A 17118-nucleotide genomic window follows, 5' to 3' on the forward strand; every position below is an offset into this window, starting at 1 on the left:
GCGTGCGATCTTAAATCGTTCGCAGGTTAGTCTACTCTGCGGGTTGAGGCTCAGGAAGCTTGGTGACGTCTGGTGTCATTCGCTGCGAAATTACCCGCGTAATACCGTCACCACGCATGGTCACCCCATACAAAACGTTTGCTACATCCATTGTCGGCTTTTGGTGTGTAATAACGATCAGCTGTGAGTCATCACGTAGTTCTTGGAACAGTGCAATGAGTCGACGCAGGTTGACGTCGTCAAGCGCCGCCTCGACTTCATCCATCACATAGAACGGAGATGGGCGCGCACGGAAGATGGCAACCAACATCGCCAATGCAGTCAACGACTTCTCGCCGCCTGAAAGCAACGACAGGCGCTTGACTCGTTTCCCAGGAGGTCGAGCTTCCACCTCGATACCAGTCGTTAACATATCGTGTGGTTCGGTGAGCACAAGACGTCCCTCACCACCTGGAAATAAGGTGGCAAATACCCGAGGAAACTCGGCTTCTACGTCTTTCCAAGCGTCGGTAAAAAGTTGCAGAATTTTGGCGTCTACGTCGTTGATAACGCCATGAAGATCACGTCGTGCTTGTTCCACGTCAGCTAACTGCGTTGACAGAAATTCATAGCGTTCCTCTAATGCTTTGAATTCTTCGAGCGCCAACGGGTTGACTTTTCCTAATGCATTGAGGTCTTTTTCCGCATTTTTCAGGCGCACTCGTTGTGCTCCAATATCAAAGCCTTCATGAGGTGTGTAATCACGCATGAGATCTGAAATCGCAATGCCTAATTGCTCAACAATTTTCTCGTGAGCTTCTTCAAGGCGTACCTGTGCTTGCCCTAACGACAACTCCGCTGCATGTGATTTCTCTGTCAAACGATTCGCGTTAGTACGAAGCGCCGAAACCGCATCTTTCGCCGCAGACACGCGAGCAGAAATGATCCTGCGCTGCGCGATCGTGTTTTCTTTCCACTGAGTCGCACGAGCAAGAGCATCGTCGACACGTTCTGCTACCACGAGGCATTGCTGCGCCACTACGCTCGCAATCTCCGCTTTTCGACGTTGACGTGCCACGGCTTGATCATGACGAGCCCTAGCCTGACGTTCATATTCTGCTTGTCGACGAAGCCCGTCACCGCGTCCTCGGATATGCTCGGCTTTATCTTGCGCAGTACGTAAGCTCAAACGAGCTTCTACCTCCATAGAACGCATATGAGATAACGCAGCTGCTGCCTCATCACGTTCATTGGTTGAAGGTTCCTCTTCTGAGTTATCTTCTTCTACTCGCGACAACCGATCAGAAGTCTCTTCCCACAGCTGTCGTAGTTGGTTCAACCGATCCTGAGCTTCTCGCACCCGCAACGCATGTCGATGAAGTTCTTGTTGCCTAGCTTCTAGCTCATTCGAAACAGCTTCTACTCGACGAGAATAGTTTTCTACGACAATTTCTTGTTCACGGCACACTGCTTGAGCCTGAGCCGACCGCACGCGCGCCTCATCAGCAGCCTCATGTGCCCCATTGAGTGTGCCAGCAAGCTCCGCCCGTTGCAGCTGGGCAACTTCTAAATCCTTTTCGGCTCGGTCAATTTCAGCAGTAATCTCGACAGCAGATCGCTCTGCAGACCCCACGGCAACCCAGCCATGACCCCACATCGTTCCGTCTACGCAGACAGCACGCAATCGGGGATCATGGTTGACCACTTCACATCCGTGTTCATAGGAATCTACGAACACCACATCTGCCAAAATTTGAACGATCGTTGAACTTACTTCCGGAGCTAATTCAACATAATCCAGCAGCCACGAAGCGTAATTAGGCAAATCCGTATCGAGTCGCCAATCATGAGATTCGCTTGGAGTGATAACTATGTGACGCGCCAATGATTCAATATCAAGCGCTTGTAGTTCCGCTGTTGTAGTTTCTCCTACGAGTGCCTCAGCAACCGGCCCCAACGCAGCCGCAATTGCTTTTTCCATGCCGCGCTGAGGAATAATGCAACGGTCAACCCCATAAAAACTTTGCAGCTTTTCCCATTGTTCGACCGTATTTCGGGTCATTCGATGCGATTCGAGAGTCTCAATTTTAGACTCCAACCGCGATATCGATTTATCGATATCGCTTTGTTGTTCTCGTAGCTGTTCCAATCGACTATCGGCGGCACGAGATTCAGACAAAGCGGTATCACGTGACTGCGACAATGGCTCAATACGTGAACGTGCATCTTGCAACAACGCTTGACAATCTTTGTGCTCTGCGTCCTTGCTCCGAGCTTGAGTAGCAATATCGGATTCTGCTTCGCGCAACCGCTCCAGCTCTGCTTCAGCAGCTACAATATGCTCCCGCTGCTGGCTTTCAAGAGTAAGAAGTCGAACAATTCCTTCGCGACGATCAGCAATGGCACGAACCTGAGCCAAATGTTCTCGATCCGCACGCTGCGCCCGCTCTTCAAGCTCAGCAACGTTGTCTTGGATAGACTCCAACCGTTCGCTCAAGATGTCTACGGTTTCTTCCGCTTCTGCGTATTCAGCATCGGCACGTGCAGCTTTTTCTGCCAATTCATCTGGGTCTGGGCCCGAATACCGCACTTCTGAGAAGTTTTTCGCGCGATCTGTAGCGATTCTTTGTGTAGCAGAAACCCGCTCAGCTAATGAAGACAGTTCAAACCACAACTGCTGGGATTTTTCGGCCTCAGGACTGATCTTCCCCCAAGCTTCTTCCGCCTCAAGCTGTGCACCTGTGGCTTCTTCTAATTGTTTGGTAACTTCCTCTAGTTTTTCCGCAATGGAATCATAGTTCGACTGCGCGTCCTTTAACGAGCTCGCTAACGAATGAATCTGATAACCAGCAATGCGCAATCGTGCGTCGCGGACTTCAGATTGGATGGTTGCAGCCTTGCGTGCTGCTTCAGCTTGCCGGGCTAACGGTTTGAGTTGTTTACCTAGTTCTACGGTGAGGTCGCTAAGACGATCGAGATTCGCCTGCATACCTACCAGTTTGCGCTGAGCTTTTTCTTTTCGTCGTCGATGTTTCAGAACGCCAGCGGCTTCTTCAATAAAAGCTCGACGATCTTCAGGCCGTGATTCCAAAATTTGAGATAATCGCCCCTGACCAACGATCACATGCATTTCACGGCCAATACCGGAATCGGACAAAAGCTCTTGGATATCCATCAGACGCGCTTTATGCCCATTAATTTCATACTCACCGCCACCATCACGAAACATTCGGCGAGTTACCGATACCTCGGTGTACTCAATAGGCAAAGCACCATCAGAGTTATCAATGGTCAAAGTTACTTCGGCACGACCTAGTGGCTTGCGATCTCCTGCCCCCGCAAAGATCACATCTTCCATTTTTCCGCCGCGCAGGTTCTTAGCGCCTTGTTCCCCCATTACCCACGCGAGCGCATCCACAACGTTCGATTTTCCGGAACCGTTAGGGCCAACAACCGCACAGATTCCGGGTTCGAATTTTAACGTGGTGGCAGACGCAAACGATTTGAATCCCTTAAGCGTCAGCGACTTTAAATACACTCGTGGGATTCTAGCAAACCTGCGCTAGCGAGTGCGGAAAGCCTGCGCAACAATTCTTCACACAAATGTTTCGGCCTCTCGGCCACTACGCACACACGGCCGTCGACAAGGTTGGAAGCAGAACCAGCCAATGCGAGTTCCTTTGCTTGGGAATACACCCACTAGCGAAATCCCACTCCCTGTACTGCGCCAAGTACCCACGCCGTAAGCCGTGCATTCGTATCATGCATTAGACTTCGCGCACAATCTTGTGATCGCGACGTGTGACTGGGTCAGATCCGTCCCAGCATTCGATGTTACGAACATTAGGAAGCATATCGCGGTGGAATACCGGATCAAATCCCTTAGCCTTTTGCTGGTTGTAGTTCTTCAGCAGAGCAACAGCCACGCCACCCAGAGGCACGATAGCGATCAGGTTAATAACCACCATGGTTGCAGCGAATGTATCGCCCAAAGCCCATACCAACGGCAACGGACCTATAGCGCCACCAAATACGCAAGCGACAACGATCAAACGGAAAATCGTCATGGTGGTCTTCGATTGCGTGAAGAACTCGATATTGGACTGCGCCAAGAATGTATTACCGATAACCGATGAGAACGCCAAGAAAAACAAAATAACAGTGATGAAGTGCGTACCCCATACACCGACTTCCCCGCTCAATGCCTGCTGAGTAAGCGTGGCACCTTTAACGTCCGCACCATATTCTGGATCACTCAGCAAAATGATAAACGCAGTAATCGAGCACACGAGAATAGTGTCGAAGTAAACGCCCAAAGTTTGCACCAGTCCTTGCTTTACTGGGTGCGAAACATTGGCAGTACCTGCCGCATTGGGAGCAGATCCTTGTCCTGCCTCATTGGAGAACAAGCCGCGTCGCATACCGTTCATAAATGCAGCGCCGACGGTGGCGCCTGCGATCTCTTCAAAACCCAGCGCATGACCAATAATATCGCCAAACATGCCAGGGATTTTTTCGACATTAAGCACCAAAACAATGATGCCAATGGCCATGTAAGCCAAAGCCATGAGAGGAACCACAATTTGGGTAAAGTTAGCAATACGCTGCACGCCACCAAAAATGATGACACCAGTCAGCAGTGCCAATACTGCGCCAACGATAATCTTGAATTGATTATCGTTCGTACCTAGCGATTCGCCCACTGCCTCAGCAATAGAGTTTGACTGAATCGAGTTATACACAAAGCCGTAGGTAACAGTGATCGCCACACCAAAAATGACGGCCAACCATTTCGCGTTCAGTCCACGCGTCATATAAAACGCAGGACCCCCGCGGTAGGTGCCGTCATCGGTTTTAGTTTTCCACAGCTGTGCCAGTGTTGATTCTACGAATGCAGTTGCGCCACCCAACAGCGCAATCATCCACATCCAGAACACGGCACCAGGGCCGCCTAGGGTGATTGCCACTGCAACACCTGCAACGTTTCCGGTTCCCACGCGTGAAGCAGCAGAAATTGTAAACGCCTTGAATGCAGAGATACCTTCTGCGTCCGTATGTGATTCTGGGGTGTCGTTCTTTTCTACGACTGCTCGGAACATCTCCGGAATCATCCGAATTTGGACGAGGATTGTGCGCCACGCGAAATAAAGACCGGCTGCTATCAGAAGAAATGGAATGATCTTCCAATAATTATCGTTAATGTCATCTGTGATGAACGTCTGCAGGCTTTCCATAGAGTGGAATAGTACTGGCACATGCGGTAATCACGTAAATTTACCTATGGTGTTGATAACGTTTTCCGCGACAATGCTATGCCGATCACGTATCGTGGCCTAGCGCATAAGCTGACAACGTGGGCAAAAATGACTCGAGCGGTTAGCAAACTTTTCACGGATAATATTCATCCCACAGCGATCGCACGCTCGACCTTGTTGACCGTAGGCATGAAGAGATACATCAAAATAACCCGATTGCCCATTGACGTTAACATAAAGAGAGTCGAAGCTAGTTCCGCCTTGAACTAAAGCGGCGTTCATGACTCGCTGACCGTGTTCGAGCAAATTACTTAACTGTGCGACAGACAAATGCGAGGCTGGAGTTTGCGGATGAATTTGCGCAGCCCACAACATCTCATCGGCGTAAATATTGCCGATCCCAGAGACAATTTCTTGGTTAAGCAGGACTCTTTTAATTTCACTATTTTTCGTACGGATCAATCGCGCAAGATCTTCTCTTTCGAGTTGAGGATCTAAAAGATCACGTGCAATGTGGGTGATCTGTTCTGGAACGCAGCCGTGAGCGGTTTCTACAAATGTGGTCGGCGCCCAATAACCAAAAGTGCGCTGATCAACAAACCAAAGCTCATAGCTTTCTTGAGCATCCGGGCGGACAATCGTGGTACGAATTCTACGATGAGAATGCAGAGTCGAATCGTGGGTTTTGATCAACATTTGGCCGCTCATACCCAAATGAATCAGAAGCCCCTGCTGGGAAGCTCCACATGTAGAGTCGCCATGGTCTGCGAGCTCGAACCACAAAAATTTGCCACGGCGACCTATACGAGTGATCTCACGACCTTGTATTGACCCTATGAGTTCGCCGGCCCCACCTTCAACTGTCCTAATGCTGCGGGGATGCTCAACAGCAACATCGATGATAGTTGCGCCAAGCACAAAGGGAGTAAGCCCGCGGCGTACAACCTCAACTTCTGGCAGTTCAGGCATGAAGATCCTCTAAGCTGTTAGACAAACGCGGGATTATCTTGAAGGAAGTCAACCGCTTTGTGGGCTGCAGCTTGCTCCGCAAGTTTTTTGTTTGTTCCAACACCAGTTCCTAGCACAGTGCCATGAACTGCAACCTCTGCTGTGAAAGTTTGTTCGTGCTCTGGCCCCGTAACAGTAGATGTATAAGTTGGCATCTCAAGATTGCGCTCTGCCAAGCGCTCTTGCAAGGTGGTTTTCCAGTCTTGGTGAAGACCCGTAGCACTTGCCGTATCGATCTTGTGCTTGAACAGACGAAGCACCGTGTCCCGAGCAACTTCAAAACCATGCGCTAGGTAAATAGCACCGAGAAGCGCCTCCGTCGTATCTGCGAGAATTGAGTCCTTGCTGCGACCGTCGTGAAGCTGTTCACCTTTACCCAGCAAAATGTGCTGTCCCAAGTTAATTTCGCGAGCAATATCTGCGAGCCCATAACGACTCACGATACTCGCGCGCATCTTGGAAATATCACTTTCAGGGCTCGACGTGTACTGCTGATACAACTGCCCTGCGACAGAAAGCCCTAAGACCGAATCACCTAGAAACTCCAAGCGCTCATTGTTGGGAAGCATGCCATTTTCGTTAGCAAACGAACGGTGCGTTAATGCCAGAACGAGTAGCTCACGTGGGATGTTAACCCCCAACGCATCAATCAGTGGTTGGTGATCAACACTCTCGAATTCAAGTCGTAGCGCCTGCTCACCAGTGACGCGCTTTTTTCTCCTGCTCACAGGAACTTCTCCAATCCAGCCCAACGAGGATCAACTAGTTCTGTTTCTCCTGCAATACCATCAGGTTCTGGCACATCAGAATCCGACTGCACACAACCGCCTTCACACTGTGGATTAAACGGCAGTGACATCCCCGCCTCATCAATAACAGCTTGCAGAATATCCACGGTGTCACCGGTAATTACCGTGACATCGTCGTCTTCACCGTCACCGTCATCTCCAGTGATAAAGTCTTCGGTCAACGCAAACACTTCGTTAACATGAAATTGCGCCTGCGGTGCCATGTGCTGGAGACACCGCACACACTCACCAGAGAGCTCCGCAGACACATCTGCATCCACCATTAATGCATCTCCGAGTGGAGTAATGGTGGCATTGACTGTAACGTCACCGTTTTCGGGGATCGCAATCATCGCAGGGCCAATTCGGACAGGGCTGGGGCCTGTCTGCTGCACCGACGCTGGAACTGCACTGCCGCGTACTAAAGTTCCAACGTTAAAAACAAAGGGAGAAGACTCAGTATTCATCGTTGCACTAGTGTACTCGCGTCACGATATCTTCGGTGAATTATGACTGTGAATGGTTCCCACCGCCGGACGCGCCGGCACCACGTCGCAAAGCTGCTCGATCACGAGAGATCGTCCGCAATGTAGACGACAAGGATTCCTCGAGATCCGCTAGCTTGTTTTCCACAAAGGTATCGCATTCTTTGCGCAGTCTGTTGGAGTCTGCATGCGCCGCATCTACTACCCTATGGGCCTCTTCGTTCGCACGACGGACCACTTCAGCTTCGCTCACCAGTCGCTGTTGTTCTGCCAGTCCATCGTCAACAGAGCGCTGGTATTGATCGTTACCGCTTGCGATAAGTCGCTCGGCCTCAGCCTGCGCACGATTTACGGTATCGTCCGCTTCACGACGAGCACCGTCCACGAGACGATCTGCCTCGTCCTGAGCTTGACGTACCACGCGTTCTGCGTGTTCTTCAGCGTCTGCGACTAATGCATCGGCTTCTTCACGGGACTGCGTCACAGTACGACGAGCTTCCTCGTTAGCCTCATCAATTGTTGTGCGTGCGCGTTCTTGCGCACCGCGCAAAATCTCATCTTGTTGATCGATCACATCTTGAGCATCATCAATTTCATTAGGCAGCGCATTACGTGCCTCATCGATCAAAGCAAGCATATGATGCCGTGGAACCATACAGTTTGAGGTCATCGGGACGCCGGTGGACTTTTCTAGTATGTCAATAAGTTCATCGAAGCATTCGAATACGCGGTACATGATAAACATGGTAACCAAGTAACTGTTGTGTCGCTTGTTAATATCAACGCGTGTTGCCCCTTTATAGAGTTCTACCTCTTATTATTGCAACAAAAAGACCCCTCTGACACTAGTCAATTTTTTCGACCGACTAGTACTAGAGGGGGCCACTGCACCCGTTAACAGAACTTAGATCACACCCTGTGCGAGCATCGCATCTGCGACCTTCTTGAAGCCTGCAATGTTGGCACCTACTACGTAGTCACCCTCATGACCATATTCACGAGCAGTAGACTCACAGTTCTTGAAGATACCCTTCATGATCTCGCGAAGGCGCTGATCTGCATACTCGAAGCTCCACGAATCACGAGATGCGTTCTGCTGCATCTCCAGTGCTGAGGTTGCCACGCCGCCAGCGTTAGCAGCCTTACCTGGACCAAAGTGGATTCCACGCTCGCGGTAGACCTCGATAGCATCAGCGGTCGATGGCATGTTGGCACCCTCTGCAACGAAGGCACAGCCATTGTCAGCTAGTTTCTTGGCATGCTCGCCATCAAGCTCGTTTTGGGTGGCACATGGAAGAGCAACATCACAGGTGAGATCCCAAATCGAGCCCTCAGTGTGTAGGATTGCGCCTTCAACTTCGTCGACATAGCTCGATACACGCTCACGACGGACTTCCTTGATCTCCTTGAGCTTGGCAACATCCACACCGTTAGGAGTTTCAACCCAAGCAGAAGAATCCGAGAAACCAATCACGGTTGCGCCCAGTTCCTGAGCTTTCTCGATGGCGTAAATTGCCACGTTGCCGGAACCGGAAACAATAACCTTCTTACCTTCGAAGGACTGGCCGTGATGAGCAAGCATCTCAGCAGTGAAGTACACCAATCCATAACCGGTAGCCTCGGTACGGACCAAGGATCCGCCCCAGGTAAGACCCTTACCGGTCAAAACACCGGACTCATGCTGGTTTGCTAGTCGACGGTACTGACCGAATAGATAACCAATCTCGCGGCCGCCAACTCCGATGTCGCCAGCAGGAACGTCACGGTACTCGCCGATGTGGCGGTAAAGCTCTGTCATGAAGGACTGGCAGAAGCGCATAATTTCTGCATCAGACTTACCCTTAGGGTCGAAGTCGGAACCACCCTTGCCACCGCCGATAGGAAGACCGGTCAAAGAGTTCTTAAAGATCTGCTCAAAGCCTAAGAACTTGATGATGCCTAAGTTAACGGATGGGTGGAAACGCAGACCGCCCTTGTAAGGACCGATGGCCGAGTTAAATTGAACGCGGAAACCACGGTTAACCTGGACAACTCCGTTGTCATCTACCCATGGAACGCGGAACATAAGCTGGCGCTCAGGCTCACACAAGCGCTGAATCAAGCCGTAGTCCGCGTAGTGAGGATCCTTTTCCAAAACAATTTTCAGAGAGTCAAGGACTTCACTAACTGCCTGGTGGAATTCCGGCTCCGCAGGGTTTCGCTTCAAAAGCAGCTCGTAGTAGCCCTGTACCTTCTCATCGATAGACGACATTTTCGTACCTCCTCAGGAACGTGGTCTCCGGACTTAAGGACTATGCCCCTGCAGCTATCTAGCCGCTTGAGCTATGTCCGTTTTCGGCCGGTGTGTTATCCAGCAAGTGAGACTCTACACAAGCAAAAACAAAATTCCTATTGAACTATCGAAAGTTAACCAAATTCTTTCCCCACTCCACTCCCTTAAACGTAGATATAAATGCATTTAGCTGCGATAGTAGTGAAACCCTTGAGGTTAAAAAATTTTTGACCGATAGCCTCAAGAATCCAAAAACCTTCCAAAAAAATCAGGAGTTTTCAATCGAATAGTAGAAATCTTGTCGGCTTGGTATCTACGAGCGTCCCCGTACAATGTTTAGGATCAATACTCCACAATTCTACTACTACTGTCTCCCCAAAATGCACAAGGATAGGTATGCCCCACCCCAATCGCACGTTCAAGATTGTGATCGCTCCAGATTCTTTTAAATCCACCGCTACCACTTCACAAGCTGCGGCTTTTATTGCGGAAGGCATTCAAGCAGCCGTTCAAAGCAACGAGTGCGAAGGTATAAACGTTGAGATAACAACGGTTCCCATGGCGGACGGTGGCGAAGGTACGTCGTCATGCTTCGAAGGAATCGACATCACGCTTCCGACAACAGATGCCAATGGCCGACTTACCGAAGCGACTTATCGTTTCGACCCACAATCGGAAACTGCGTACATTGATGTGGCAGCAGCCTCCGGATTACCTGCAGTAGAAGATGAACTTCGCCCGCTTACTGCAGATACTTACGGCACCGGTGTCCTTATTGCGGATGCAGAAACTCGAGGTGCTCGACGCATTGTATTGGGACTAGGCGGAACTGCCACCACCGATGCCGGAACCGGAATATTAGTGGCTTTAGGTGCAACACCTATGAATAAGCAAGGCCTGCCCCTACGCCAAGGCGGTGGAGCCCTCGGTGAGCTTGATTATCTCGACACCGCCCAAGTAAACATCCCTGCGGCTGCCATGTCGTGGGTACTGCTTACCGACGTTAACTCCCCTGCAACTGGTCCTGAAGGCACAGCACATACCTTTGCTTCCCAAAAAGGAGCCTCCGCGGAAGACATAGCCATGTTAGAAAACGGGATCGCAACAATCTGTGCTGTTTCCGGTGTTGATCCGACAACCCCAGGTCTAGGTGCCGCAGGCGGACTTCCCATTGGAATCACATGGCTTTCTAGCCTTATCCATGGCAACAATAACAATGTGGTTATCATGCCCGGCGCGCAGGTGGTTGCCAACGCATGCAATCTTGAAGAACACATTGCGAATGCCGATCTCGTGATTACTGGTGAAGGTCGCTTGGATCATACTTCGTTTAATACCAAGGTCGTTGGCACTATCGCCCGTCTCGCAGCACAGCATGAAGTAGACATGATGGTTCTTGCCGGTAGCGTAGAGCCTAGTTGCTCTCAACAATTCGATCATTTATCGATGACAGCAGTCGAGCTACCTGACTTCAAGGAGCATTTGAGCGTGCGAGATCAGATCCGTTCCGCAGCGCAACAGGCCTTTACTACTTATGCGCTGACAAAAACGGTCCAAGGATAAGCTGCTGGAACTTCGTAGCGTTGCTCGTCTGTGAAGTCGAATGCATCGTTACTCAAGCGTGCGGCGGGGGTGAGCAGGCGCGAATATGTCATTGCCGTCTCGTTGAGTGATCCGTTCAAACCATCAACCACGATGGTAAATCGCTGGAGGGATAACTCATCGAGCGCTACGACGTCATCACTGAGCTCATCTGCGGTTTCCGCACCTCGATCGCGCAGATACGTAGTGGTTAGTTCTTCGCGAACACTGTCTGGTTGAGGAGATTGCGGTTGATGATCCACGTGCGCGCTGTGCACTACGTTGTCTCGCACCAGCAGCGCTGTGAGAGCGTCGATACGCTCGATAAGATGACGGGCTGCAGGTTCGTCAATTAAACAGTCAAACACAATCCTAGGCATGTGTTTAGCCTAGCGAATATCCTTGAAAGATATGAACGGCCACATGTACTCTCACCCCACCGCTATCCAGACAATGCCTGATGGAACCATAAAGCAGGTCAACCCGTTTTCGGGCACGGAGGTGTGGACAGTCCCAGGCCGTGGCCATAGACCACTATCTACGCCACAAGGGAATATCACTCCGATTACACCAAGTGATCACTCAAATACTTGCGCTTTTTGTTCGGATCGTTATCTCGATACTCCGCCTGAAAAGGCTCGTATCGTTCGTGACGATGACGGCTGGACAATACTAAGAGGAGTGCTGCCGGATCGTTTGCACGATTCAGTTCCTGCGTTTCGTAGGGTTTCTAATCTGTTCGAAATTGTTTCTTATGATTACTGGCGCAACAACTACGGCTTCAGTATGGATCTTGAAACCACAGATTGGATGCAGTCCTATATCAGCACCGAAAAAGGCCGAGAGCATGTGCTTGCCACGGTGCGCACAAAACTCCAGGCCGCAGGAATACAGGACATGCCTGACGACGCCACCTTGCTCCCCCAAGGCGAAGCATTTTTCGGAGGCGGCCATGACCTCATCATCGGACAACGTCATTTTGTCCCTGATGCAACACAAAGTGATCAGCTCGCGTCTGCTGGGATGCTGAGTCCGGACGAGCATTTTGCCTTTATTTTCTTTACTGTCGACGCACTGCGCGAAGCTTATCAGCGCAATAGGTATGCACCCTATGTGGCAGTATTCCAAAACTGGTTAAAGCCAGCTGGCGCATCCTTTGACCATCTGCATAAGCAGCTTGTTGCCATCGATGAGCGTGGCGTGCATGGGGAAACGGAAATAGCCAAACTACGCAATTACCCCAACATGTACAACGAGTGGGCTGTTGACTACGCAGGCCAGCGCAATTTGATCATCGCGGAAAATGATCATGCAGTCTGCTTTGCTGGTTTTGGTCACCGTTATCCCACATTGGAAGTTTTTTCTCGTTCGGCTACCCCTGAGCCATGGTTACAAACGAATGAAGAAATTAAGGCGATGAGTGATCTCATTCATGCATGTCATGCTGCAGCTGGCCCACACGTTCCGTGCAATGAAGAATGGCACCACAAGCCTATCGATCTTGATATCGCAATGCCATGGCGAGTGATGATCAAGTGGCGCGTATCAACACTGGCAGGTTTTGAGGGAAGTACCAAGGTGTATCTCAACACTTTGTCTCCGTGGGATGTCCGTGATCGGGTCGTGCCTCGACTTTATGAGCTCAGAGACAGTGGTGCCATCGATGGTTCTATTCGGATTGCCACCGAATGTTCCGTGCGTCGAAATAGTCTTCTGTACAACAAAAATCTCAACATGTAGCGCAACTACAGCGAGTTATGAGCTTTCCCCTATGGTGGAGTTTATGACTTTTAACGAAGCCAAATCTTCCACTATGAAAACAGTGCTCGCACACAGTATGGAACGCTTAGAGTGGCAGCGCGATATATACAAGCGCATGCACCAGCATCCAGAATTATCGGGCACCGAGCAATGGACCGCCCAATTGATCTGCGATGAATTGAAACAATTTGATTGCGAGGTCACTACCCATATTGGTGGCTACGGAATTGTCGCTGTCTTTCGCAATGGCGACGGCCCCTGCGTTCTCATGCGCGCAGATTTCGATGGCCTGCCAGTGCTAGAACTCACGGGCGCCGAGTTTGCGTCGACACGCAAACAAGATCGCAACGGCACCTTGGTGCCCGTCATGCATGCTTGTGGTCACGACATGCATACCACTGCACTTTTGGGATGCTGCGCAGCTCTTAATGCTCATCGCGATGCATGGTCAGGAACGTTTGTGGCATTGTTCCAACCATCGGAAGAAAATGGTCAAGGCGCCGCAGCCATGGTTTCCGACGGATTAGGCCGTGCAATCCCACGTCCCGATGTCTGCTTTGGTCAGCACATTGTGCCTGGACCTGCTGGCCAAGTAATGACAATGCCTGGACCTGCACTCGCAGCCTGCGATTCTATTGAGATAATTATCACGGGCCGTTCCGCCCACGGTTCCATGCCCCATAACGCCATCGATCCCACGTATATTGCCTCGATGATCGTGATTAGGCTGCAAGGTATTGTCGGGCGCGAAATCCCACCAGACCAATTCGCGGTAGTTTCTGTGGGCACCTTAGAGTCTGGAAATTCGAATAACACCATTCCAGGTACTGCCCGCATCGTTGTGAACTGTCGCATGTACGACGAGGGGGTTCGCGATACCCTCTACTCCGCAATCGAACGCGTCGTACGCGCCGAATGCGCAGCCCAATCAACAACCGTTGACCCAACATTTAGGTACTTCGCCCACGGCCCCTTGACCAGCAACAATAGCGAAGTTTTTGCTACGGTTAGGCCACAACTCGATGCCCACTTCGGCGATAAGTCAACAAAAGCAGAAAAGTGGACAGCATCGGAAGACTTTTCCAACATTCCGGACGCATTTCAAGCGCCGTACCTTTTTTGGACAGTTGGTTGCACCCCTCAACAACAGTGGGAAGCTGCACGTGACGCTGGAACCATCGATCAAGACATTCCAGTAAATCATTCAGGGACGTTCCTGCCGGATTTTGTCCCAACTGTCACTTCATCTACGCAAGCTGCCATTATTGCCGTACTCAGTTATCTCACTCCAGACACTCCCCCCTCGAAGTGACTTAGCCCATAACTAGGTTCCGATCGGAATGCCCATTTGGCTCCGAGAGTACAAAACAGACAAGTAAGATAGCACTTCGAATAAGTACGTCATAAGTGTCGTACTTATAGAGCATAAGAAATACTTTTAGGAGTAGGCATGAGCAAACATCACTCCCTCGAAACAGGACACGTGTCCGCCTCTGATTCCCACCCTGCCTGCGCTGATATGAACATCGCCGGCTACGTCCGTGCAGCCTCAGGCACTGCCCCCGCAGATGCAACCGACCGCAAGTTCTGGTTCGGACTCTCCGCTGCAGTCATGCAGCAACTAGCCGACAACTGGGATGCCACAACCAAGGCCTACAGTGCAACGCGCCAGCAACACTATTTTTCTGCAGAGTTCCTCATGGGACGTGCACTACTCAATAACCTCACCAACCTCGGCTTAGACGAGTCCGTAGCCGAAGAGGTTCGCAACAATGGCCACGAACTCGCCGACGTACTCGAAGCAGAAAACGACGCAGCACTGGGCAATGGTGGTCTTGGACGCCTAGCAGCATGTTTCCTTGATTCATGCGCTACGCAAGACTTCCCAGTTACCGGCTACGGCATCTTGTACCGCTACGGCCTGTTCAAGCAGACCTTCGATAACGGTTTCCAAACCGAGCACCCCGACGCATGGCGTGAAGATGGTTACCCATTTACCATTCGTCGTGACGATCAACAGCGCACCGTCACCTTCGACGACATAGTTGTCCGTGCTACCCCATACGACATGCCTATTACCGGCTACGGTACCGATAACGTAGGCACACTACGTCTGTGGAAAGCTGAGCCCATGGAGGAGTTCGACTACGACGCCTTCAACTCCCAACGCTTCACCGACGCTATCGTCGAACGCGAACGGGTCATGGATATTTGCCGTGTCCTCTACCCTAACGACACCACTTACGCCGGCAAGGTGCTGCGTGTACGCCAGCAGTACTTCTTCGTATCTGCTTCCTTGCAGCAGATGATAGATAACTACATCGAGCACCACGGTACGGATCTGCGAGACTTCCACAAGTACAACAGCATCCAGCTCAACGACACCCACCCAGTGCTCGCCATTCCTGAGCTCATGCGCCTGCTGCTTGATGAACACGACATGAGCTGGGACGATGCTTGGGCAGTCGTTCAAGGAACGTTTGCTTACACCAACCACACGGTTCTCGCTGAGGCACTTGAACAGTGGAACGTCTCTATCTTCCAGCAGCTGTTCTACCGCGTGTGGGAAATCACTCAGGAAATCGACCGCCGCTTCCGCGAGGAAATGCAAGCCCGCGGCGTTGACCAAGGTCAGATAGACTACATGGCACCTGTCCAAGACGGCAACGTTCACATGGCATGGATCGCCTGCTACGCAGCATTTTCTATCAACGGTGTGGCTGCGCTTCACACTGAGATCATTAAAGCCGAAACGCTTCGCGATTGGCATGAGTTCTGGCCTGAGAAATTCAACAACAAGACAAATGGCGTAACGCCTCGCCGTTGGCTCAAGATGTGCAACCCACGTCTATCGGCATTGCTCACTCGCCTGCTGGGATCCGACGCTTGGGTAACCGATTTGTCCGAGCTGCATAAGCTCCGTGAATTCGTCAACGACGATGCCGTGATGAAGGAACTGCTCGAGATTAAGACCGCCAACAAGGTCGATTTCGCTCGGTGGATTGAAGACCGTCAAGGAATCTTCGTCGATTCTGATTCTATCTACGACACCCAGATCAAGCGCCTCCACGAGTACAAGCGCCAGCTCCTCAATGCCTTGTACATCATGGATCTCTACTTCCGTATCAAGGAAGACGGGGAAACCGGTATCGCGCCACGCACCTTCATCTTCGGTGCAAAGGCTGCACCTGGCTACATCCGCGCAAAGGCTATTATCAAGCTGATCAACGCCATTGCCGAGCTGGTAAACAATGATCCTGAGGTTTCCAAGACTCTCAAGGTTGTGTTCGTAGAAAACTACAATGTTTCACCTGCAGAGCACATCATCCCAGCCTCTGATGTTTCTGAGCAGATCTCTACCGCTGGTAAGGAAGCATCCGGTACATCAAACATGAAGTTCATGATGAACGGTGCGCTGACTCTCGGTACTCTCGACGGTGCCAACGTGGAAATCCTCGATGCTGTTGGCGACGACAACGCCTACATCTTCGGAGCTAAAAACGAGGAGCTTCCTGAACTCAAGGCTCATTACAACCCTTACGAGAAATACGAAACTGTGCCAGGGCTTAAGCGTGTCCTCGACGCATTGATCAACGGCACTGTCAACGACGACAATTCCGGTTGGTTCCACGACTTGCGTGGCTCACTTCTCGACGGCAACGGCTGGGAAACTCCCGACGTTTACTACGTCCTCGGCGACTATGCCTCCTACCGCGAGACTCGCGATCGTATGGCCAATGATTACATGTCTGATCGTTTGGCATGGGCTCGTAAGTGTTGGATTAACATTTGCGAATCCGGTCGTTTTTCCTCCGATCGCACCATCTCCGACTACGCGCGCGAGGTATGGAAGATCGATGCAACGCCGATTAACCACTAGTGCATAACAAGTCCACTGTGGACAGGGTCTTCCCTGACCACAGTGGACTTTCTCATGATAAAAGACCGTAGGCGCTAGGTAGCACCTACGGTCTTTTATCATCCAAGCT

Annotated in this window: 11 protein-coding genes and 2 pseudogenes; 4 read left to right on the plus strand and 9 right to left on the minus strand. The window is 51.0% G+C overall.

Annotated features, from left to right (window positions below):
- Positions 1-31: 31 nt before the first annotated feature.
- The 8 genes and pseudogenes from smc to gdhA form a co-directional block, all read right to left on the minus strand.
- The gene (smc, locus tag CIP100161_RS07775) at positions 32-3517 is read right to left on the minus strand and encodes a chromosome segregation protein SMC (RefSeq protein ID WP_155873343.1); all 3486 of its coding nucleotides are present in this window, start codon (positions 3515-3517) and stop codon (positions 32-34) included.
- Between the two features lie 38 nt (positions 3518-3555).
- A pseudogene (locus tag CIP100161_RS07780) lies at positions 3556-3747 on the minus strand (acylphosphatase); the annotation flags it as partial.
- On the minus strand, positions 3747-5213 hold the full coding sequence (locus CIP100161_RS07785) for an alanine/glycine:cation symporter family protein (RefSeq protein WP_155873345.1): 1467 nt from the start codon (positions 5211-5213) through the stop codon (positions 3747-3749). The gene CIP100161_RS07785 and the pseudogene CIP100161_RS07780, both read right to left, overlap by 1 nt.
- Before the next feature lie 99 nt (positions 5214-5312).
- Complete coding sequence (gene mutM / locus CIP100161_RS07790; RefSeq protein WP_155873347.1) at positions 5313-6203, minus strand: bifunctional DNA-formamidopyrimidine glycosylase/DNA-(apurinic or apyrimidinic site) lyase; 891 nt, start codon at positions 6201-6203, stop codon at positions 5313-5315.
- Between the two features lie 17 nt (positions 6204-6220).
- Positions 6221-6970: a ribonuclease III gene (rnc, locus tag CIP100161_RS07795; RefSeq protein ID WP_155873349.1), complete on the minus strand. Its 750-nt coding sequence runs from the start codon at positions 6968-6970 to the stop codon at positions 6221-6223.
- Positions 6967-7497, minus strand: a complete 531-nt coding sequence (locus CIP100161_RS07800; RefSeq protein WP_014311436.1) for a YceD family protein — start codon at positions 7495-7497, stop codon at positions 6967-6969. The genes rnc and CIP100161_RS07800 overlap by 4 nt, the downstream gene beginning before the upstream one ends.
- Before the next feature lie 40 nt (positions 7498-7537).
- Positions 7538-8251, minus strand: a complete 714-nt coding sequence (locus CIP100161_RS07805; RefSeq protein ID WP_010935141.1) for a DivIVA domain-containing protein — start codon at positions 8249-8251, stop codon at positions 7538-7540.
- A 168-nt stretch (positions 8252-8419) separates the two neighbouring features.
- On the minus strand, positions 8420-9766 hold the full coding sequence (gene gdhA, locus CIP100161_RS07810; RefSeq protein WP_155873351.1) for an NADP-specific glutamate dehydrogenase: 1347 nt from the start codon (positions 9764-9766) through the stop codon (positions 8420-8422).
- A 417-nt stretch (positions 9767-10183) separates the two neighbouring features.
- Between gdhA and CIP100161_RS07815 the strand changes: the two genes are divergently transcribed.
- Positions 10184-11350, plus strand: a complete 1167-nt coding sequence (locus tag CIP100161_RS07815; RefSeq protein WP_155873353.1) for a glycerate kinase — start codon at positions 10184-10186, stop codon at positions 11348-11350.
- Here the strand turns inward: CIP100161_RS07815 and CIP100161_RS07820 are convergent.
- Positions 11320-11748 carry a hypothetical protein gene (locus CIP100161_RS07820; protein WP_003852052.1) on the minus strand — a complete coding sequence of 143 codons (429 nt, stop codon included), beginning with the start codon at positions 11746-11748 and terminating at the stop codon, positions 11320-11322. The two genes, CIP100161_RS07815 and CIP100161_RS07820, sit on opposite strands and share 31 nt — an antisense overlap.
- 31 nt (positions 11749-11779) lie before the next feature.
- Here CIP100161_RS07820 and CIP100161_RS07825 point away from each other — a divergent pair, with 31 nt between their 5' ends.
- From CIP100161_RS07825 to CIP100161_RS07835, 3 genes and pseudogenes are all read left to right on the plus strand, one after another.
- Complete coding sequence (locus CIP100161_RS07825; protein ID WP_155873355.1) at positions 11780-13108, plus strand: DUF4921 family protein; 1329 nt, start codon at positions 11780-11782, stop codon at positions 13106-13108.
- A 43-nt stretch (positions 13109-13151) separates the two neighbouring features.
- Positions 13152-14457: pseudogene (locus CIP100161_RS07830) on the plus strand (amidohydrolase).
- 122 nt (positions 14458-14579) lie between these two features.
- The gene (locus CIP100161_RS07835; protein WP_155873357.1) at positions 14580-17009 is read left to right on the plus strand and encodes a glycogen/starch/alpha-glucan phosphorylase; all 2430 of its coding nucleotides are present in this window, start codon (positions 14580-14582) and stop codon (positions 17007-17009) included.
- Positions 17010-17118: the final 109 nt, after the last annotated feature.

Origin of the sequence: Corynebacterium rouxii, from assembly GCF_902702935.1 — a bacterium.
Classification (GTDB): Bacteria; Actinomycetota; Actinomycetes; order Mycobacteriales; family Mycobacteriaceae; genus Corynebacterium; species Corynebacterium rouxii.

Bases quoted from the DNA above. Each gene is read 5' to 3' on its own strand.
- CIP100161_RS07785 (WP_155873345.1), bottom strand. From the start codon at position 5,213: ATGGAAAGCCTGCAGACGTTCATCACAGATGACATTAACGATAATTAT.
- mutM (WP_155873347.1), bottom strand. From the start codon at position 6,203: ATGCCTGAACTGCCAGAAGTTGAGGTTGTACGCCGCGGGCTTACTCCC.
- CIP100161_RS07800 (WP_014311436.1), bottom strand. From the start codon at position 7,497: ATGAATACTGAGTCTTCTCCCTTTGTTTTTAACGTTGGAACTTTAGTA.
- CIP100161_RS07805 (WP_010935141.1), bottom strand. From the start codon at position 8,251: ATGTACCGCGTATTCGAATGCTTCGATGAACTTATTGACATACTAGAA.
- gdhA (WP_155873351.1), bottom strand. From the start codon at position 9,766: ATGTCGTCTATCGATGAGAAGGTACAGGGCTACTACGAGCTGCTTTTG.
- CIP100161_RS07815 (WP_155873353.1), top strand. From the start codon at position 10,184: ATGCCCCACCCCAATCGCACGTTCAAGATTGTGATCGCTCCAGATTCT.
- CIP100161_RS07820 (WP_003852052.1), bottom strand. From the start codon at position 11,748: ATGCCTAGGATTGTGTTTGACTGTTTAATTGACGAACCTGCAGCCCGT.
- CIP100161_RS07825 (WP_155873355.1), top strand. From the start codon at position 11,780: ATGAACGGCCACATGTACTCTCACCCCACCGCTATCCAGACAATGCCT.
- CIP100161_RS07835 (WP_155873357.1), top strand. From the start codon at position 14,580: ATGAGCAAACATCACTCCCTCGAAACAGGACACGTGTCCGCCTCTGAT.